The sequence below is a fragment of the Natronococcus occultus SP4 genome (assembly GCF_000328685.1).
Taxonomy (GTDB): Archaea; Halobacteriota; Halobacteria; order Halobacteriales; family Natrialbaceae; genus Natronococcus; species Natronococcus occultus.
On sequence record NC_019974.1, the window covers coordinates 1,945,541 to 1,964,603 of the forward strand.

General features: G+C 68.8%; 23 protein-coding genes. 9 read left to right on the forward strand and 14 right to left on the reverse strand.

The features are described 5' to 3' along the window. Nucleotides 1–49: 49 nt before the first annotated feature. On the reverse strand, nt 50–1,657 hold the full coding sequence (locus NATOC_RS09670) for an ABC1 kinase family protein (RefSeq protein WP_015321252.1): 1,608 nt from the start codon (nt 1,655–1,657) through the stop codon (nt 50–52). 66 nt (nt 1,658–1,723) lie between these two features. Then, on the reverse strand, nt 1,724–2,089 hold the full coding sequence (locus NATOC_RS09675) for an Hsp20/alpha crystallin family protein (protein ID WP_015321253.1): 366 nt from the start codon (nt 2,087–2,089) through the stop codon (nt 1,724–1,726). Between the two features lie 110 nt (nt 2,090–2,199). On the opposite strand from NATOC_RS09675, the gene NATOC_RS09680 reads away from it, so the two are divergent. Beyond that, on the forward strand, nt 2,200–3,474 hold the full coding sequence (locus tag NATOC_RS09680) for a molybdopterin molybdotransferase MoeA (RefSeq protein ID WP_015321254.1): 1,275 nt from the start codon (nt 2,200–2,202) through the stop codon (nt 3,472–3,474). A gap of 53 nt (nt 3,475–3,527) precedes the next feature. Next, a complete protein-coding gene (locus NATOC_RS09685; protein ID WP_015321255.1) occupies nt 3,528–3,800 on the forward strand; it encodes a hypothetical protein in 273 nt (90 codons plus the stop codon). Between the two features lie 78 nt (nt 3,801–3,878). Here the strand turns inward: NATOC_RS09685 and NATOC_RS09690 are convergent, their stop codons facing one another. Genes NATOC_RS09690 through NATOC_RS09700 form a run of 3 tightly spaced genes read right to left on the reverse strand, consistent with a single transcriptional unit; the run spans nt 3,879 to nt 5,760 of the window. Beyond that, nucleotides 3,879–4,316, reverse strand: a complete 438-nt coding sequence (locus NATOC_RS09690) for an SHOCT domain-containing protein (protein ID WP_015321256.1) — start codon at nt 4,314–4,316, stop codon at nt 3,879–3,881. A 55-nt stretch (nt 4,317–4,371) separates the two neighbouring features. After that, on the reverse strand, nt 4,372–4,596 hold the full coding sequence (locus NATOC_RS09695) for a hypothetical protein (RefSeq protein ID WP_015321257.1): 225 nt from the start codon (nt 4,594–4,596) through the stop codon (nt 4,372–4,374). Nucleotides 4,597–4,623: 27 nt separating this feature from the next. Continuing rightward, on the reverse strand, nt 4,624–5,760 hold the full coding sequence (locus NATOC_RS09700) for a serine hydrolase domain-containing protein (protein ID WP_015321258.1): 1,137 nt from the start codon (nt 5,758–5,760) through the stop codon (nt 4,624–4,626). An 86-nt stretch (nt 5,761–5,846) separates the two neighbouring features. On the opposite strand from NATOC_RS09700, the gene NATOC_RS09705 reads away from it, so the two are divergent. Then, a complete protein-coding gene (locus NATOC_RS09705; RefSeq protein WP_015321259.1) occupies nt 5,847–7,703 on the forward strand; it encodes a molybdopterin biosynthesis protein in 1,857 nt (618 codons plus the stop codon). Nucleotides 7,704–7,766: 63 nt separating this feature from the next. Beyond that, nucleotides 7,767–8,408: a helix-turn-helix domain-containing protein gene (locus NATOC_RS09710; RefSeq protein WP_015321260.1), complete on the forward strand. Its 642-nt coding sequence runs from the start codon at nt 7,767–7,769 to the stop codon at nt 8,406–8,408. 1 nt (nt 8,409) lies between these two features. On the opposite strand, the gene NATOC_RS09715 is transcribed toward NATOC_RS09710, so the two are convergent. The 7 genes from NATOC_RS09715 to NATOC_RS09745 form a co-directional block, all read right to left on the reverse strand. Further along, complete coding sequence (locus tag NATOC_RS09715) at nt 8,410–9,048, reverse strand: HAD family hydrolase (protein ID WP_015321261.1); 639 nt, start codon at nt 9,046–9,048, stop codon at nt 8,410–8,412. Between the two features lie 56 nt (nt 9,049–9,104). Further along, nucleotides 9,105–9,494 carry an LWR-salt protein gene (gene lwrS, locus NATOC_RS09720; RefSeq protein ID WP_015321262.1) on the reverse strand — a complete coding sequence of 130 codons (390 nt, stop codon included), beginning with the start codon at nt 9,492–9,494 and terminating at the stop codon, nt 9,105–9,107. Then, nucleotides 9,494–9,775: a 4a-hydroxytetrahydrobiopterin dehydratase gene (locus tag NATOC_RS09725; protein WP_015321263.1), complete on the reverse strand. Its 282-nt coding sequence runs from the start codon at nt 9,773–9,775 to the stop codon at nt 9,494–9,496. Before NATOC_RS09725 ends, lwrS begins: the two co-directional genes overlap by 1 nt. A 53-nt stretch (nt 9,776–9,828) precedes the next feature. Then, nucleotides 9,829–11,133: a glutamyl-tRNA reductase gene (hemA, locus tag NATOC_RS09730; RefSeq protein WP_015321264.1), complete on the reverse strand. Its 1,305-nt coding sequence runs from the start codon at nt 11,131–11,133 to the stop codon at nt 9,829–9,831. Next, entirely contained in the window at nt 11,130–11,786 is a 657-nt protein-coding gene (locus tag NATOC_RS09735) for a precorrin-2 dehydrogenase/sirohydrochlorin ferrochelatase family protein (RefSeq protein ID WP_015321265.1), read from the reverse strand. Before NATOC_RS09735 ends, hemA begins: the two co-directional genes overlap by 4 nt. Before the next feature lie 116 nt (nt 11,787–11,902). After that, nucleotides 11,903–13,387 (reverse strand): aldehyde dehydrogenase family protein, encoded by a 1,485-nt coding sequence (locus tag NATOC_RS09740; protein WP_015321266.1) that lies wholly within the window; start codon nt 13,385–13,387, stop codon nt 11,903–11,905. A gap of 94 nt (nt 13,388–13,481) precedes the next feature. Then, entirely contained in the window at nt 13,482–13,886 is a 405-nt protein-coding gene (locus NATOC_RS09745; RefSeq protein ID WP_015321267.1) for a DUF5778 family protein, read from the reverse strand. Nucleotides 13,887–14,011: 125 nt separating this feature from the next. On the opposite strand from NATOC_RS09745, the gene uppS reads away from it, so the two are divergent. From uppS to NATOC_RS09765, 4 genes are all read left to right on the forward strand, one after another. Further along, nucleotides 14,012–14,944 carry a polyprenyl diphosphate synthase gene (gene uppS, locus NATOC_RS09750; protein WP_015321268.1) on the forward strand — a complete coding sequence of 311 codons (933 nt, stop codon included), beginning with the start codon at nt 14,012–14,014 and terminating at the stop codon, nt 14,942–14,944. A 45-nt stretch (nt 14,945–14,989) separates the two neighbouring features. Further along, a complete protein-coding gene (locus tag NATOC_RS09755) occupies nt 14,990–15,214 on the forward strand; it encodes a hypothetical protein (protein ID WP_015321269.1) in 225 nt (74 codons plus the stop codon). Nucleotides 15,215–15,286: 72 nt separating this feature from the next. Continuing rightward, nucleotides 15,287–15,958, forward strand: a complete 672-nt coding sequence (locus NATOC_RS09760) for an ABC transporter ATP-binding protein (RefSeq protein ID WP_015321270.1) — start codon at nt 15,287–15,289, stop codon at nt 15,956–15,958. Then, a complete protein-coding gene (locus tag NATOC_RS09765) occupies nt 15,955–16,779 on the forward strand; it encodes an ABC transporter permease (protein WP_015321271.1) in 825 nt (274 codons plus the stop codon). The genes NATOC_RS09760 and NATOC_RS09765 overlap by 4 nt, the downstream gene beginning before the upstream one ends. 23 nt (nt 16,780–16,802) lie before the next feature. Here the strand turns inward: NATOC_RS09765 and NATOC_RS09770 are convergent, their stop codons facing one another. Beyond that, the gene (locus NATOC_RS09770; RefSeq protein WP_049888911.1) at nt 16,803–17,408 is read right to left on the reverse strand and encodes an undecaprenyl diphosphate synthase family protein; all 606 of its coding nucleotides are present in this window, start codon (nt 17,406–17,408) and stop codon (nt 16,803–16,805) included. Between the two features lie 148 nt (nt 17,409–17,556). Between NATOC_RS09770 and NATOC_RS09775 the strand changes: the two genes are divergently transcribed. Then, nucleotides 17,557–18,882, forward strand: coding sequence for a DUF92 domain-containing protein (locus NATOC_RS09775; protein ID WP_015321273.1), 1,326 nt, complete (start codon nt 17,557–17,559; stop codon nt 18,880–18,882). On the opposite strand, the gene NATOC_RS21830 is transcribed toward NATOC_RS09775, so the two are convergent. After that, nucleotides 18,879–19,025, reverse strand: coding sequence for a hypothetical protein (locus tag NATOC_RS21830; RefSeq protein WP_157224611.1), 147 nt, complete (start codon nt 19,023–19,025; stop codon nt 18,879–18,881). The two genes, NATOC_RS09775 and NATOC_RS21830, sit on opposite strands and share 4 nt — an antisense overlap. Nucleotides 19,026–19,063 lie beyond the last annotated feature (38 nt).

A 19,063-nucleotide genomic window follows, 5' to 3' on the forward strand; every position in this document is an offset into this window, starting at 1 on the left:
CTCGGGAGCCAGCGGAAAGAAGGTTGCAGTGGCGGCAGCCTCGGTCCGGCTACTCCTCGCGGCGGCGCTGACGGAGGTTCTGTCGGGTGAACTGCGGCTTCGCCTGCAGCGAGCCGCCCCTGTCGCGGAACGACCGGTAGAGCTGAACGAGCACGATCACCGAGAAGACCGCAGCGACGATCGACGCCTCCGGCGCCCCCAGCGCGTACAGCACACCCATCGAGAACAACGACATCGTCAGCAACATTCCGTAGACGAGTCGCTTCGCGAGCGTGTCGAAGACGCCTTCCGAGTCCTCGACGCCGACCCGGACGTAGAGGTTGTCCCGGTCGAGCCGATCCAGCGTGCGCTCGGTCTTGGGGGCGATTCGGGTCAGCGACTCGCCGGATTCGCGGATCTGGCGGCCCGTCTGCTCGGCGTACTGGCGGATCGACTCCTCGCGGTACCCCTGCTCGGTCAGGTAGTCGGTGGCCGTCGCGATGAAATCGAACTCCTCGTCGAGGGTGACACAGACCCCCTCGACGACGGTCGCGACCCGCAACACCAGCGCGAGGTTCTTCGGCAGCCGGAAGGGGAACTCGTAGATCGAGTCCTCGATCTGGCCGACGATCTGCTGGATGCGGTACTGCTCGATCTCCTGGCCGCGGGCGTCCTGAATGGCGAGTTCCATCACCTCGGCCATCACCGCCCGGTCGGCCTCGGGAGAGAGGGTTCCGACCTCGATCAGCGCGTCGAGGATTGCGTCGATGTCCTGGTTGGCGACTGCGATGTAGAACTCGACGATCTTTCCCTGGACGAACTCGTCGACCCGGCCGGACATCCCGAAGTCGTAGAAGATGATCGTTCCGTCGTCGGCCACCGCGAGGTTGCCGGGATGGGGGTCGGCGTGGAAGACCCCGTCGTCGATGATCATCTGGAGGTAGGCCCGCTGGAGGTTCTCCGCGACCTGGCTCCGGTCGATCCCCTTGCGGTCGAGCTCCTCGACGTCGTTGATCTTCGTCCCCGGAACGTACTCCATCGTGAGTACGCGCGGGCCGGAGTGGCTCTCGAGGACCTCGGGGACGAGGATCCGATCGTCGTCCGCGAAGTTCGCTCGGATCTCGGTGAGCATCGTCGCCTCCCGCTCGTAGTCCATCTCCTCGCGGATCGTCTTCGCGAACTCGTCGGCGAGGTTCTCCAGCGAGAACGATCGGGACTCGTCGACGAAGTACAGCAGTATCGGCAGCGACCAGCGGATGACCCGCAGGTCGGCCTCGACCAGCGACTCGATCTCGGGGCGGCGGATCTTCACGGCGACGGGGTCGCCGTCGATCCGGGCTCGGTAGACCTGGCCGAGGCTCGCCCCGCTTATCGCCTCGGTGTCGAACTCCTCGAAGCGGGCGTCGACCGGGCCGAGTTCGTCCTCGAGGACGCGCTTTGCCTCGGGCCAGTCGGCGGGTGGCACGTCGTCTTGCAGGGCCGCAAGCTCGTCGATGTACTCGGGTGGGAGGATGTCGGGACGCGTCGAGAGCAGCTGGCCGAGCTTGATGAAGGTCGGGCCGAGGGTCAACAGCGACTCGAGGAGGGTCTGTGCGCGACGGCGTCGCGTCTCCGGATCGACCCGTCGCCGCGAGCCAAACAGCAGGAACCGGCGGCGGTCGCGGGCGTACGCGAGCAACAGCGGGAGGAACTGCCAGGCGACGACGGCGAACCGGCGGTACGCACGGAGTCTCGCCAGCCTCAGTCACCCCGCGTTCTCGCGGTCGGCGACGTCGAGGGGCGTCTCGCCACCCGACGGACGCTTCGGAACGGTCAGTTCGAGGACGCCGCGCTCGACGGTGACCGCCGTCTCGCCTGCAGCGTCGTCGGGAAGCGGAAGCTCGAGGTCGACCAGGAGCGGCCGGTTCTCCTCGAGGTACCGGTACTCGCCGTCGTCGAGCTTCTGCCGCCGGGCCTCGACCACGACCGTCCCGTCCGCGACAGTGACCTCGACAGACTCCGCCGTGGCCCCGGGGACGTCCAGCACGAGGAGGTAGGCGTCGTCGCTCTCGAGGAGATCGAAGAAAACGTCCTCGGAGAGGTCCCGCAACGCGTCGCGCAGCGTTGACATGGGCGTGGGTTCGAACGCGGGTACGAAAAACCCCGCGGTAGCGGTCGGTTCCGGCCGAGCGGTGGGCAGGGTCCCGTACCCTTTTGGGTCCCGCCGACCCGAGTCAGCGTATGGAAGGAGCCGACCGCGAGCGCAAGGAGGCGGGGTTCAAGGAGCGAACGCCCGTCGACGAGGCGCGCCGGATTCTCAGTGAGGCGGCCGTCGGGGGCGAGTCCGACGAGCCGTCGACGGGTACCGAGACGGTCCCGCTCGAGCGGGCCGACGGCCGGGTGCTGGCAGCGCCGATCACGGCCGCGAGAAACGTTCCCCACTACCGACGGGCGGCGATGGACGGCTACGCCGTCCGAGCCACAGACACCTTCGGGGCGAGCGACCGCTCCCCGGAGGTGCTCCGGATCGGTGACCGGGACGGCGCCGTCGGCCCCGACAGGGCGGTTCGGGTCCACACGGGCAGCGCCCTGCCCGACGGGGCCGACGCCGTCGTGATGATCGAACACGTCGAGGAGCTCGAGGACGTCGGGGAGCTCGAGGTCGACGACGCCGTCGCCGAGGGAGAAAACGTCGCCCCGATCGGCGAGGACGTCGCGGAAGGGACCCAGCTCTACGACGCGGGCCACCGCCTGCGTCCCTCCGATATCGGACTGCTCCGGTCGGTCGGCTACGACCGCCTCGAGGTCGCACAGCGACCGACCGTCGGCGTGGTTCCGACCGGGGAGGAGCTGGTCGACACCGATCCCGGGCCCGGCGAGGTCATCGAGACGAACGGGCTCACCGTCTCGCGGATGGTCGAGCGCTGGGGAGCCGACGCGACCTACCGCGACGTTGTCACCGACGACGCCGAGTCGCTGCGGGTCGCGATCCAGCGCGATCTGACGAAAGACGTCGTCGTCACCACCGGTGGCTCCTCGGTCGGCGAGCGGGACCTGCTCCCGGAAGTGATCGACGACCTCGGCGAGGTACTCGTCCACGGCGTCGGGCTCAAACCCGGCCACCCCGTCTGTCTCGGGATCGTCGAGGAGACGCCCGTCCTCGCGCTGCCGGGGTACCCCGTCGCCTGTATCGTCAACGCCGTCCAGTTCCTCCGGCCGACGCTGCGCTGGCTCGAGGGGACGGCTCCCGACCCCCACCCGACCACGCCGGCCGTCCTCGAGCGCAAGATTCCCAGCGAACCCGGCACCCGGACGTTCGCGCGGGTTCGGCTAGAGGAACGCGAGGACGCCGCCGCAGACGAACCCGCGTTCGCGGCGACCCCGACCCGCGCTAGCGGCTCGGGCGTCCTCTCGAGCGTCGCGCTGGCCGACGGCTGGGTCGTCGTCGACGACGACCGCGAGGGGATCGCCGAGGGAGAGACGGTCGCGGTCCAGGACTGGGAGTCCCATCCCTGATCGTCGCTTCGATCGAGCGCTACAGCTGACCGCTTCGAACTCGAACCCCACTCATGGTCTCAGCCGAAACCCTCGAGGACGCGATCACGACCTATAACGAGTACCGGAGCCCGATGGCCACGGCGACGGCTGTCGACTCGACGGCCGACTCGTTCGAAGTACGGTTCGAGGGACCGTTCTGTCGGATGTGTTGTGACTACGACTACTTCGAGGACCTGCGCTACGAGCTGGCCGAGTACGGCGTGGCCGTCGACGCGATCGAGATCGTCGACATCGGCTACCGCGGCGACGAGACGTTTTTCGTCGAGTTCGCGGATCGGTCCTGACGGCGTGGTAGAGCGGGCGGCGAGCCGCGTTGGCGTCGGCGCCCGCGTCCTCGGGAGCACCACTCCGAGAGGCGACAGCTACCGGTTGCGCTCCGCCTCGCGCTCGAGTTTGGTCTCGGCGTTCGATCGATCGGACGAGGACCCGTCCGAGAAAACGTCCGCGAAGGCGTCATCGACGCCGACCAGCCGCTCGAGGCGGCGCTCGAACTCGTCGTCGTCGATCTCGCCCGCGGCGTAGCGGCGTTTGAGCTCCTCGAGGGCGCCGTCCGATTCGGATGTCGACGACGGGACCGTCTCACTCGCGGGCTCCGGCGTACGTTCCTCGAGGACGAGGTCGGCGATCTCCTCGCCCCAGAACAGGAACAACGGCACCAGCAGGAACCAGCCGACGATCGCGATCAGGACGCCGACGGTCTCGAGACCGATCAGGGAGACAATGCTGACGACGGCGAACGTGACGATCGCGAGCAGGAGCCAGAGGTCTTCGGCCACGAAATCCCGGAGATCGGTCACCATACCCGCGTTTTCGGTGGCGAACCACAAAGTCGCTCCGTCGCGACGGGACGTCCTCCTACTCGCCGCGACCGCGCCGCCACCGCCCGACGTACCGGGAGACGGTCGCCAGCGCGAGCGCGTTCGTCGAGAGGCTCGAGCACAGCAGGAACAGGTTCCGTCGTTCGGTCCACTCGATCCGTTCGCTCTCCGAGACCGTCGTCCAGGCGACGAGCTGGGAAAGCGCCGTCGCGGTCCAGGAAAGCGCCGCGAGGACGGCCAGGGCGCGTCTCGATCCGATCATACCGACCGTTCAATCCCGGGGAATAAGTCAGGTTCCCTCCCGGAGCGCGAGCCGCACCGCGTCCGCGAGGGCGTTCACCCGGGCCATGTGCTCGTAGGAGCCGTCACGGACACCGTTTGTCACGTACGAGAAGGCGACCCCCGTCTCGGGGTCGGCCCAGCCGACGCTGCTGCCCAGGCCCGCGTGGCCGAACGCCCGCTCGGGCGCCAGCGAGCCGAACGTGTTCGCGGCGGTGCCGCCCTTGTAGACCCCCAGCCCGTACCGGCGAGGACGCGAGAGGGTTCCGTCGTCCTCGGTCTCGGCCGCGAGCTCGGTCATCGCGTCGACCGTTTCGGCCGAGAGGATCCGGGTTCCCTCGAGTTCCCCGTCGTTCGCCAGACAGGCGTAGAAGCGGGCCATATCCCGGGCAGTGCCGATCCCGTTACCGGCGGGGACGACCGCCCGGTGGATCGCCTCGGTGTTGAACGGGGCGGCGACCGCGGCGTTGTCGCCCAGTCCCTCGTCGGGATCCCGACAGCGATCGAACGTGTCGAACCCGACGAGGGTGGCGACGTCGTCGGGCTCGTAGTCGCGGAGGCCGATCCCCGTCTCGTCCATCCCGAGCGGGTCGAACACGCGCTCGGCCGCAACCGTCTCGACGCGCCGTCCCGCGGTCCGGCGGACGAGCTCACCGACCAGCCAGCCGAACGTCAGCGCGTGGTAGGCGACCCGTTCGCCCGGCGGCGAGACGAGTTCGGCGTCCTCGAGTCCCTCGACGACCCGCTCCCAGTCGGGCCACAGGTCGGGGCGGTCGTCGAGCGCGCTCCGCTGGAGGCCGGCGGTGTGGCTGAGCACCTGCCGAACGGTGATCTCGGCCTTCTCGGATCCCTCGTCGGCGAACTCCGGCCAGTAGTCGACGACCCGATCGTCGTAGGCGAGGACGCCGTCCTCGACGAGCGCGTGGAGCGTGGCTGCAGCGTACGGCTTCGTACACGAAAACAGGACGTGACGCGTCTCGGGAGTCGTCCGCTCGCCGTCGGGACCGGTCGTCCCGCCCGCGAGATCGAGGACGCAGTCGCCGTCGACGAAGACGGCGAGCTGAGCGCCGTGGTGGAGACCGACCTCGAGGTGGCGGTCGAACAGCGCGGCGATGCGTTCGCGGTCGGTGGGATCGAGTCGCGACATACCCGTGCCAACCGGGGGCGCGCTTGTAACCGTTCCCCCGTACGCGATCGACCGACGTTTTTAGCCCCGGCCCGCTAACTGCGGGTATGGAACGCAAGGAGTTTCGCGATCTCGCCTCCCCCGAGGAGGCACGCGAGGCGATCCGCTCGCTCTCGCTGGAAGGCGGTATCAACCGCGTCCCGCTGTCCGAGGCCCGGGGCCGCGTCCTCGTCGCGCGACTGGACGCCGAGCTCGACGTCCCCGGGTTCGACCGGGCGAGCCTCGACGGCTACGCGCTTCGCGCGCGGGACACGTTCGGCGCCGACGAGGCCGACCCCGCCGACCTCGAGATCGTCGGCGAGGTCCATGCCGGCGAGGAGCCCGACGTCGCCGTCGGCGAGGGCGAGGCCGTCGAGATCTCGACAGGGGCGGTGATGCCTGCGGGCGCGGACGCGATGGTTCCAGTAGAACGAACCACCCCTGCGGGAGAGCGCGTTCAGATCCGCACCTCGGTCGCCCCCGGTGACAACGTCATGTTCGCGGGCGCCGACGTCGCCGCGGGCGAGCGGGCGCTGGGCCCGGGCACGCGGATCACGCCCCGCGACATCGGCCTGCTCTCGGCGCTCGGAATCGACGAGGTCCCCGTCAGGGCGAAGCCGACGGTCGGGATCGTCTCGACGGGCGACGAGCTCGTCCGCCCCGGCGAGGACGTCGCGAGCGAGCGCGGCGAGATCTACGACGTCAACAGCTATACGATCGCCGCGGGCGTCGAGGACGCGGGCGGCGAGGCCATCCTCTACCCTCACGCGGGCGACGACCAGGACGAGATGGAGCGGATCCTCCGGGAGGCCGCCGCGGAGTGTGACCTCGTGCTCTCCTCGGGGTCGACCAGCGCGAGCGCGGTCGACGTCATCTACCGGGTGATCGAAGAGCAGGGCGAGTTGTTGCTCCACGGCGTCGGCGTCAAGCCCGGGAAGCCGATGCTTGTCGGTCGACTCGAAGAGTCGGCGTACGTCGGGCTGCCGGGGTATCCCGTCTCGGCGATGATGGTCTTCAGGACCTTCGTCGCGCCCGCGATCCGCGAGGCCGCGGGACTCCCCGAGACCGAGACCGCGACGGTCGAGGGCCGGATGGCCGGACAGGAACGGTACGACGAGGGACGGCTGCGGCTCATGCCGGTGGGACTGGTCACCGACGGCGACGGCGAGACGCTGGTCTACCCCGTCGATAAGGGCAGTGGCGCGACGACCAGCCTCGCAGAGGCCGACGGCGTCGTCGAGGTCGCCCCCGAGACCGACTACCTCGAGACGGGCGAGTCAGTCACCGTCTCGCTGTTCTCGCCGGACGTCCGGCCCCCAACGCTGCTGGGCGTCGGCGAGGACGATCCGACGCTTTCCCGGCTGCTCGACGGCCTCGACAACCCGCGATATCTCTCGGAAGGCTCCCGACCCGGTCTGCGGCGGCTCCGGGAGGGGCTGCCGGACGTCGCCGTCCTCGCGGGGCCGACCGACAGGGACGTCGACGCCGAGGAGCTGGGGAGCTGGGAGCGCGAGTGGGGGCTGCTCGTCAAACCCGGCAACCCCGATCGGATCGAGGGAGTTGCCGATCTGGTCGACGAGGACGTCCAGTTCGTCAACCGGACGACCGACTCCGGCCTGCGCTCGAGTCTGGGCGCCGCGGTCGCCGACCTCGCCGAGAGGCGCGACGTCGAGCGCCACGATATCGTCGACGCGATCACGGGCTTCGATCTGGGGCTGCGCGCCCACGAGAGTCCCGCCAGAAAAGTCCTCGCAGACGAGGCCGGCGCCGGCCTCGGGCTCCGCGAGACCGCCGACCGGCTCGATCTTGGGTTCGTATCGCTTGGCAGCCAGCGGGTTCGGGTCCTCGTAAATTCCGACCGCCGCTCGAAACCCGGCGTCGCGGAGCTCGAGGACGCCCTCGAATCGATCGCGACCGACAGGTAGCCGGACGAGACGGTCAGTCGACGCTGAACAGCGATTTTTAGGTCGGGTGGTGTACGAAGCGTGATGTCGACCATCGCCGAGTTTCGGATTCCGGCCGCGGACACGGTCCTGGCCGATTCGTTCGATCGGCTCCCGACGCTGCGCGTCGAGCTCGAGGCGGCCGTCTCGCGGTCCCAGCCCTGCCTCTGGATCACCGACGTCGATCGTCGGGCGCTCGACGACGTCCTCGAGGCGGACCCGACCGTCGAGACCGTGACACTTCTGGTCGAGGCCGACGACCGGCTGCTGTACGACGTCACGTTCCGCGAGGAGCGGACGGTGTGCGACCAGTTGCTCGCCGACGGCGGATCGCTGCTCGAGGCCTGGGCGACGGACGGCTGGTGGCAGACTCGCGTCCGATTCCGGGACCGCGAGACGCTCTGTGTGGCCCACGATCGGCTCGTCGAGCGAGGCGTCAGCGTCGACCTCCGGCGAGTGACCGACGTCGAAGCGGGCTCGCACTCCAGGACGAGCCTGACGACCGAACAACGGGAGGCGCTCGAGGCTGCCCTCGAGCGTGGCTACTTCGAGATCCCCCGGGAGATCTCGATGGAGGAGCTGGCCGCCGAGCTGGGGATCTCCCACCAGGCGCTGTCCGAGCGGCTGCGCCGGGCCTACGAGACGCTCGTCGACGAGGAGATCCAGCCGGCTCGCGAGCGAGCGTGAGTCAGGGTCGTCCGGGAAGTTCGTCGAACGATTCGACGCGGTAGTCGCCAAGGACACACTGGCCGCGACGCTCGTGGCCGACCCGTTCGACGTGGATCGCGTCGAGGCCGGCGTTCCAGGCCGCGCCGACGTCGTTCGCGCCGTCGCCGGCGAGGACGCCCTCGTGACCGTTGTGCGCGACGCCGAGCTCACGCAGGACGGACTCGACGGGGGCGGGGTCGGGCTTCCAGCCGGTTTCTTCGGTACAACAGAGGCGGGCGTCGAACCAGTCGCGGATCCCGACGTTGTCCAGCACGGGCTCGCAGAGGAACTCCTGGCAGTGGGTCACGAGCCCGACGGGGACGTCGAGCTCGGCGACGAACGCAGCGTCGTCGTGCAGGTAGGTCTGTTCGGCACGGACCATCGGATCCTCCTCGGCGTGGAACGCCTCCCAGAACTCGTGGGGGTCAATCCCCCAGGCCTCGAGCTGGCGGTCGCGGGAGCCGGTGAGCCCGCTCCAGATGATGTCTGCCTCCTGGTCGGTGAACTCGCGGCCGAGGCGGTCGCCGACCCGGTCGAACACCTCCCGGGTGTAGGACCACTCGACGTCGATGAGCGTGCCGTCGAGGTCGAGCAGCCAGTAGTCGTATTCGGAGACCATTCGGACGACTCCCTACGCGATTCGTGAGTAAATGCGTGTCGCTCCAGCGGACCGCGCTACACCTGGTCGGTGACGTGGACGCTCGACCCCAGATACTTCGAGAGCACCTCGGAGACGTCGTCGGCGTTGAACGCCTCGAGGTCGGCCGCGATCGCGGTCTTCAGCGCGTCGAGGTACGCCTCGTCGGTCCGCAGCTCCCGGAAGGAGACGTCCTCGATCGCGCCGAGAGGTTCGCCGAGCCAGTCGGCGGCGAGCCGACGGGCGTGCTCCGCGTCGCCGACCTCGCCGCGCCAGAGCGTGTTTCGGAAGAACAGCCACCCCTCGGTGCCGGGCTCCGGAGCCTCCCGAGAGACCGTCACCGTCGTCTCGCCGTCGCCGTCGACCCGAACGCCGTCGGTGGCCGGCTCGAGTCGGAGCCGAACCCGAAAGACGTACGCGGCCTCCATCAGCCCCCGTACGCCTCGTCGCACAGCTCGGCCATCTCGATGTCCGCGTCAGTGATCCCACCCTCCTCGTGGGAGGTCAGCCGTACCTCGACCTCCTCGTAGCGGATGCGGATCTCGGGGTGGTGGAACTGCTCCTCGGCGACCTCGCCGACGTCCTGGGCGAAGCTTACGCCCTGCAGGTAGTCGTCGAACTCGTAGGTGCGGACGATCTCGTCGTCCTCGCGCTCCCAGCCGTCGGGCAGCTGTGCGTCGATCTCGTCGTCCGAAAGCAGGTCTGCCATAGCGGATGGACGGAAGCGACGAAAATAACGGTTGTGCCGTCTTTCTCGTGCCGTCAATCGTCGTCGGTGGCACCGATCGGGACGTCGGCTCGCTCGTCGTCGGAGACGCCGAACGACGGCGCGCGCCGAGCGTCGCCGAACTCGGGGTCGAACAGCTGCAACGCGGTGTTGATCGTGCTCCAGTCGTCCTCCGCGGCGGCCTCCCGCAGGCTCTTGGTCGGCGGAGCGAGCAGCTGGCTGACCATCGAGTCGGCCATCGCCTCGAGCACGTCCCGCTGTGAGGTTCCCTCCTTCTCGAGTTCCGTCAGCGCCCGCTCGAGTTCGCGTTCCTTGATGCGATCGGCCGACTCGTACATCGCCGCGATGACCTCGTCGGCCCGGGCGCGTTTGTACTGGTCACAGAGGAGCTCGAACTCCCGGTCGATCATCAGCTCGACCTCGCTTGCGGCGTCGGCGCGCTGCTCGCGGGTCTCGGCGGTAATCGACTCGAGGTCGTCGAGGTCGTACACCGTCACCGACTCGAGGGCACCGACCGCGGGCGCGACGTCGCGAGGCTGGCCGAGGTCGACGACGACCTGGTCGCCCCCGTCGAGGTGGTGGGGTTCGACAACCGGCTCGTCGCTGCCGGTCGCCGCGATCACGACGTCTGCGTCGTCGGCGATCGTGGCGAGCGCCTCGAGGGGTTCGCCGCGGGCCTCGACGTCGAGCTCGTCCGCGAGGTGGTCGGCGCGGTCGACGGTGCGGTTCGCGACGACCAGCTCCGAGACCCCGGCGTCGGCGAGGCTTCGGGCTGCCAGCCGTCCCATCTCACCGGCGCCGACGACCAGTCCCGTCGCCCCCTCGAGGACGACGTCGTCGGCGACGAGCCGGGTCGCAGCCGATCCGAGCGAGACGACGCCCTCGTTGATCGCGGTCTCGGTTCGGGCGCGCTCGCCGACGTGGATCGCCTTCGTGACGGCCGCGTCGAGCATCGGCCCGATCCCGCCGGCGCTGCGGGCGTCCTCGTAGGCGGTGCGGACCTGACCGATGATCTGGTCCTCGCCGAGCACGACCGATTCGAGTCCCGTCGCGACCCGCAGCAGGTGTCGCAGGCTCTCGTCGTGGCCGGTGACGACCAGCGCGTCGTCGTTGGCCGTCGCGAAAAACTCCTCGAGCGTCGCTCGTCCGATCGTGGCGTCGGTCGAGACGACGTAGGCCTCGACCCGGTTACACGTCGAGAGGACGTACGCCTCCTCGATCTCCGGAAGCTCGCGGAGAGTCGCGACGGCGGCCCGCTGGCTGTCGGGGCTCGCGGCCGCGAGATCGTCGACGCTGCCGCTGTCGTGTGTGACGCGTGCGGCCGTGATAACGCCGCTCACGGTCGATCACCGTTCGTCGACTGCTCCTCACTCAGCACGTCCTCGATCACTTGGGATGGCTTGGACGCACCCGTACGTAAATCTGTCCAAACGGCCGATGATTTGACGACGTCTCCGACGAGCTCACGCCGACGGGCGGGTGCGACGTCCCGCGATTTGAGCTCCGAACGGAGCGTCCCGCAGAGCCGCGCCATCTCGCCGGCGCCCGCCAGCCGGTCCTCGAACTCCTGACGGAGGTGTTTGCTCAGCGCGGGAGCGGTCCCGCCCGTCGAGACCGAGACGACGACGGGGTCCTCTCGGACGGTCGCGGGGACGACGACGCTTCCGGGCTCGCGTCCCCCGGCCCGGTCGGCGCGGTTGACGAGCGTGCCTCGCTCCCGGGCCGCCCGCTCGATCGCTCCGTTGAGCGCCTCGTCGTCGGTCGCGGCGACGACCAGCGCGGGCTCGGCACGGGCGAGCCAGCCGGGGACGGCCGCTGGATCGGGTGCGGCCCGCACTCGCTCTGCGTCGCCGAACCGCTCGTCTGTGAAGTCGGGACTGACGACCAGCACCCTCGCCTCGCGGGCGAACCGGCGAGCCTTCCGGGCTCCGACCGGGCCACCCCCGAAGACGAGCACCGTCGTCCCCGTGAAGTCGTGGAGTAGCGGAATCATTGTGGACTCAAACGATCTGTCGCCGCGTCGACGGCGACTCCTGTCTCCGATAACCGGGAGACGGCTACCGCGTACGTGACCGTCGGGACGCGGCCCTCATAAGCGACTCGGCGGAGCTAGAACGGGTACTCCCGGGAGTCGTGTTGCAGGGAGAGCCACTTCCGTTCGGTGATCTCCTCAAGGAACGCCTCGGCGTTGTAGCTGCCGATCCCGGAGGCGCCGGTGCCGCCGAAGGGGACGTGGGCCTCGTCGTTGATCGGCTGATCGTTGATGTGGACCATCCCGGTCTCGAGGCGGTCCGCGATCCGCCGTCCCGCGCCGACGTCGCCCGCGTGGACCGATCCCGAGAGGCCGTACTCGACGGCGTTGTGGAGCTCGACGGCCTCGTCGATATCCGAGAACGGGATCACGGGTGCGATCGGACCGAAGTGTTCGTTACAGGCCGCGGCCATCTCGTTCGTCACCCCCGAGAGGACCGTCGGCGCGACGATCAGCGAGTCGTCGACCCCGTCGATCTCGACCGTCTCGCCGCCGGTCTCGAGAGTCGCGCCCGCCTCGACGGTCTCCTCGACGTAGCCGAGCATCTCCTCGCGCTGGCTCTCGTCGATGATCGGCCCGACGACGGTGTCGTCGTCGTGGGCGCTGCCGGCTGGCAGCGACTCGGCGCGCTCGGTCAGCCGCTCGACGTACTCGTCGTAGACGTCCTCGTGGACCAGGTGGCGGTTGATCGAGATACAGACCTGTCCCTGGTGGACGAACGTGCCGAAGACGCCGGCGTCGACGGCGTCCTCGAGGTCGGCGTCTTCGGTGACGATGTGAGCGTTGTTCCCGCCCAGCTCCATCGCGGCCTCAGCGAGGTTCTCGCCGGCGGTGGCGGCGACCTGGCGGCCGATCGGCGTCGATCCGGTGAAGGCGACGACGTCGCTCTCGGGGTGGCCGGCGATCCGATCGCCGATCTCCGACCCCTTCCCGGTGACGACGTTGAGGACGCCGTCGGGAACCCCGGCGTCCTCGAACAGCTTTGCGAGCAACAGTCCGCCCGTGATCGGCGTATTGGAGGCGGGCTTGAGCACGACCGCGTTCCCGGCGGCGATCGCCGGCGCGACCGCTCGCATCGAGAGGTTTAGCGGGAAGTTCCACGGCGAGATCACCGTGACCACTCCCTCGGGGACACGCTCGACGACGTTTTCCTTCCCCGGAACGTTGGAGGCGGCGTGCTGGCCTTTCATCCGGCGGGGCAGCGTCGCCGCCTCGGCGGCCTGATCGGTCGCCAGCTGGAGCGACGTCTCGCCCATGATCTGCGAGCCGCCGGCCTCGCTTGTGAGCAGCTCGACGATCTCGTCGTGGCGCTCCTCAAGCCCATCGACGACGTCCTGCAACAGCTCCTCGCGCTCTGCGGGCGGGCGGTCTCCCCACGCTGACTGGGCGGCCGCGGCGGCCTCGTAGGCCGCGTCGACGTCGTCCTCGACGGCCGCGGGAACCGACGCGATCGACTCCCGCGTCGAGGGGTCCTCGACGGTCAGCTCCTCGCCGCTTTCGGACGGCGTCCACTCCCCGTCGACGTACAGCTCGCTCCAGTCGTCGGTGATTGGTAGAGTCATCAAGCGTTGTTCCTACGGGCGTACGGAGGAAAACGGTCACGGACGGAGAACCCGTGACCGCGACCGTAACCGATTCGGAGCCGAAGCCGCCCGCCTACTCGCCCTCGACGCCGCTTACGTCGAACCCGAGCTCTTCGATCTCTTCGAGGATCGCCTCGTGGTCGGCGCTGGCCTCGTAGTAGATGACGATGTCGAAGCTCCCCTCCCGGAGCAGCTGCTGGCACTCCCAGACGAATTCCTCGTCCTCGAGGGTCAGCCCCTGGTGTTGGTTCGAGGAGAAGTCGGGGTCGTCGTTGCCCGAGTAGACGTAGCAGTCTTTCGGATCGTACCCCGAGTGCTCGGCGATGATATCGCCGACGTCGATCGTCGTCTGCATCATCCGGACGTCCTCGCTGCCGTCGTACTCGGTGTGGACGATGGCACCGTTAAGGTCGACCTCGCCGGGCTCGAGTAACGCCTTCGTTCGCTGGTAGAGATCCTCGTCGAGTGTGTCGCTCATCGGCCGACACGAGGACCTCCGGCCTGATAGCGGTCACGATCGGTCGTCGCGTGCCGTGTTGGGACGTGTCGGCGTCGGCGAGTAACACACAAGACACATACTTCTGCCCTTCCTCACGTCGAACGATGAATCGGTGGCTCCGTGAGCGCGTGGACGCGGCCTACGAGCAGCTTCTCTCGCGGGAGATCGACGGTGTGCCAACCCACGTCGCCGTGATTCAGGATGGAAACCGTCGGTACGCGCGCCGACAGGGATCGGACGCGACCGACGGCCACCGCGAGGGCGCCGAGACGACCGAGGACGTCCTCGAGTGGTGCCAGGAGGTCGGCGTCGAGGAGCTGACCCTCTACGCGTTCTCGACGGAGAACTTCGAGCGGCCGGCCGAGGAGCGCGAGGCGCTGTACGATCTGCTCTGCGAGAAGCTCCGTGAGTTCGCCGACGCCGAACGGGTCCACGAGAACGGCGTCAAGATCCGCGCGCTCGGTGCGGTCGAGCGACTGCCCAAGCGGGTCCGAGAGGCCGTCGACTACGCGGAGGACCGGACCCGCGACTACGACCGCTTCGTGTTGAACATCGCGCTGGCCTACGGGGGCCGCTCGGAGCTCCTGGAGGCCGCCCGCGGCGTCGCTGAGGACGTCGAGTCCGGCGCGGTCGACCCCGAGGAGATCGACGTAGAGACGATCGAGCGCCGGCTGTACGACGAGCCGGTCCGTGACGTCGACCTGATTATCCGGACCGGAGGCGACGAGCGCACCTCGAACTTCCTGCCCTGGCACGCCAACGGCAACGAGGCCGCGGTCTTTTTCTGTACGCCTTACTGGCCCGAGTTCTCGAAGCCCGACTTCCTCCGTGGGATCCGCACGTACGAACACCGCCAGGAGTCCTGGCGGCGAACCCGCGCTCGACGGGCGCTTGCCCTGCTGGGCGCGATGAGCGACCGCGAACTCGCCGAGGCTCGCTCGATCGTCGACCGGTTCCGGGACTCGCTGCCGACCGCCGAACAGCCCGACGAGGACGAACTCGAGGGGGCCGACTCGAGCGGACCCGCCGCGGACTGAGCAGTGTCTCGAAACCTACAATCGGACGGCGTCCCGAGAGCCGGTATGGACCGCCAGCTCGCCGCCGGCCTCGCCGCGACGGCGACCGGAGTCGCCGCCGTTCTGGTGCTCGGAGCCGCCGGCGTGCTCCGTCACCCCCAGGCCGCCGCTGACCACACCCAGCCAGCCGAGTTTCTCGCGATCGGCGGGAGCCTCCTGTTGGTGACCGTCGGCGTCCTCGTGACACTGTTTGCCTACGTCGAGTTTCCGGAGCCCGACGTCGATCCGTAACCCGCCCGAAGCTGGCTGGCAGCCCGAACCGACCGCAGCGACTTTTGCTCGTCCGGAGCGAGCACCGGGACGATGGAAGCGAAGCTCGAGACCGAGTCGCTCACGAGAACGGTATCGGGCGAGACGATCGTCGAGGACGTCTCGCTCCGCGTCGGGGGGTCGACGGTCCTCGCGGTCGTCGGCTCCTCGGGGGCGGGGAAGTCCTCGTTCCTCCGGCTGCTCAACCGACTGGACGAACCGACCGACGGCACGGTGTTTCTCGACGGCGTCGACTACCGCGAGATCGATCCCCAGACACTGCGTCGTCGGATCGGGCTCGTTCCCCAGGAGTCGGCGCTCCGGCCGGGGACCGTCCGAGAGAACGTCGCCGCGAGCGATCGGATCCGGGGCGAACCGGTCGACGACGAGCGCGTCGCGGCGCTGCTCGACCGAGTCCAGTTGCCGAACGCGGCGGAACGGGACGTCGAGGACCTCTCCGGCGGCCAGCAACAGCGCGTCGCGGTCGCCCGGACCCTCTACGTCGATCCCGAGGTGCTCCTACTCGACGAGCCGACCTCCCACCTCGATTCGGAGACGGAAGCGCGGGTCGAGGAGCTCCTCGGCGACCTGATCCGAACCGAGGGGTTGACCTGCGTCCTCGTCACCCACGACACCGCCCAGGCCGAGCGCCTCGCCGACCGCGTCGCCGAGTTCGAGGACGGACGGGTCGTCGCCGAGGGACGGCCCGAGGAGGTTCTCGCGTGACCGATCCGGCCCTGGAGCGCGTCCTCGAGCACGCGGCCGACCCGGTCCTCGTCACGGGGTTCGTCCAGATCGCGATCGCGGCGGCGCTGACGGCGGTCGTCCTCGGAGTTGTCTACGTCCGCCAGCTCGGGTTCGAGCGGGAGGTCGTCACAATGTCCGTTCGCGGGCTGATCCAGGTGGTCGCCGCCGGTGCGGTGATCAGTCTTCTGCTGGCGGCCCACCTCGCCTGGGCGGCGGTCGCCCTCGCGGTCATGATCGTCGTCGGCGCCTACATCTCCTACAAGCGCGGGACCGCGCTACCGGGCGTGTTCAAGACGTCGCTGGCGTCGATCGGGTTCGGAGCCGGGCTGACGATCGTGGCGATGGCCGCCGCGGGCGCCATCGAGATGACGATGCGGGACTTGCTGGTCATCGGGAGCATGGTCATCGCCAACTCGATGCAGACGAACTCGCTCGCCCTCGACCGGTTTACCGGGGAGATCGCCTCGAACCGGGCGGAGATCGAGGCGCTGTTGAGCGTCGGCGCCTCGCCGGACGAAGCCATCACCGAGTACGTCTCGACGAGCGTCTACGCAGCGTTGATCCCGACGGTCGACGCGATCAAGAGTCTCGGCGTTGTCAAGATCCCGGGGCTAATGGCGGGGATGATCATCGCCGGCGAGAACCCGATCTACGCCGCCCAGTACCAGTTCGCGATCATGCTGATGCTCTTCGCTGCGGGCGGGCTCACCGTCGTCGCCAACACCGTCCTGCTCAGCCGACGGGTGTTCACCGACGCGAAACAGCTCGACGAGGAGGTCGTCGACGCGATCGACAACTGAGACGGTCCGCCGTACCGATCGAACTACCGACCGAACCGTCGCGAGCGATTGCAGTACTCCCGGACCGCACGCAGGAAGTCCCGCTCGCGGAAGTCCCGCCAGTTGACGTCGGTGAAGTAGAGTTCGGAGTAGACCGACTGCCAGATCATGAAATCGGAGAGGCGTTCGGCGCCCGTCTTGATCACCAGATCGGGCTCGGAGGGAAAGACGAGGTGGTTCTCGACGCGCTCGTCGTTGATCTCGTCGGGCTCGAGCTCGCCCGCGTCGACGCTCTCGGCCAGGGTGCGAACCGCGGCCGTGAACTCGTGTTTCCCGCCCAGACCGATCCCGATCTGGATCGGAGCGTCGGCCTGACTCGGATCGTCAGGGGTTCGGACGGCGATCTCCCGGGGGGCGTCGACGGTCTCGAGCTCGCGGCGCAGGGCCGGGATCGCGTCGGCGTCGAGGACGCTGACGTAGACGGTCACCCGTCGGGCGTACTCGAAGGCCCACTCGAAAAAATCCGCGAGCGTCTCGTAGGCACCGCGCTCGAGCAGGTCCCGTTCGGTGATCACGAGCGCGACGTGGTCGGGACTCTCGGCGTCGTGGCGGGCGATACGGACGGAGAGGTAGCGCTCGTACAGACCCACGCCCTCCCGTTTCCGGGCCGATGGCATACCGGTTACGGGTTCGATCGGTGACGGGCGGACAGGAGAGTTAGCCCCGCTACCCGCGGGAAACCGGCTCCGGAGCGGTTCACGAAGGTTGAAGTAATCCCCACAGAAAGGACCGATTACCGTGTCAGAACCCGTCCGGCGAGCCGGCGTCTTCGCGTTGCTGTGTACGCTTTCGCTCGCCGTTCCGCTCTTCGGCCCGGAGGTCGCGGCCGTCCTCGCCGGGATCGTCCTGCTCGGAGCGGTCGCCGTGACTGACGGGCCGATCTTCGATCTGCTGGCCTACCCCGACGACTACGAGGACGGCCGCCTCTACGGGCTCATCGCGTTCGTACTGGCGGGGGTCGCACTCGGACTGTTGGCCACGGAGGCCTCGATGCCGCTTGCCGTCTTCGTCGGCACCGTCTTCCTGATCGGCTACGGGAACTTCGGGGAGCGACTCGTCCGGACCTGGACCGAGGACGACGTCGTCCACGCCGCCGGATTCTGTCTCGCCGCGACCGTCGCGGCCGCGGTCGGACAGGCGGTAACCGTCGAGCTCGTCGGCGGATCGGTCGGAGCCGCGCTGCCGCTGATCCTGTTTCTCGCCGCCAGCGGCGCCCTGCTCGCAGCACTGTTGCGGGACGTCCTCTTGCTCTACGACGACCCCATCGTGATGCTGTCGGTCGGCCTGTTGCTGTGGCTGCTCGCGGAGCTCGAGCCCGCCATCGGGACCGTCGAGATCACGGTCGTGCTCGCGATCACCGTCGCGCTGGGGTACGCCTCGTATGCCCTCGAGACGGCCTCGATCGCGGGAATGCTCACCGGCGTGTTGCTGGGGCTGTTGACGATCGTCCTCGGCGGGTACGGCTGGTTCGTCGTGCTCATCTCGTTTTTCGCCATCGGCGGGCTCTCGACGAAGTTTCGCTACGACCGCAAGGAGGATCTGGGCGTCGCCGAGGAGAACAACGGCGCGCGCGGCACCGGGAACGTCCTCGGGAACGCCGCCGTCGGGCTCGTCGCCGTGCTTGGCTATGCCGCCAGCGAAGCCGACTTCCTTCCCGTCGCGCCCGAGCTGTTTCTGTTTGCCTTCGCCGGCTCGGTCGCGACCGCGATGAGCGACACGCTCTCGAGCGAGATCGGGAGCATCTTCGAGACGCCGCGGCTGATCACGACGCTCGAACCGGTCGAGCCGGGCACCGACGGCGGCGTCACCTGGCAGGGGGAGGTCGCCGGGATCACCGGAGCGACGATCGTCGCCGCTATCTCCTACACGCTGTTTCCCGAGGTCGGCGTCCTCGGGGCGGCGATCGTCGTCGCCGCCGGCTTCATCGGCATGACCGTCGACAGCCTCCTCGGGGCGACCCTCGAGGGAGCCCTGCTTGGCAACCAGGGCGTGAACTTCCTCGCGACGCTGTCGGGAGCGCTGGCGGCCGCGCTGCTCGTGGTCTCGGCCGCGCTCGTGGGCTAATCCCGCGGTCCCGAGCGATCCTCACCGTCCTCGAACCAGCTCGTCGCTCGGAGCTGGTCCTCGCCAGCGACGGCAGTGACGGCGAACATGAGTACGATCCAGACGCCAAGCAAGGCGACCGCGGCGGCGACTGATGGAGACATGATCGGCCGGGCTAGGAACCGCTCGCTCATCAACTCCT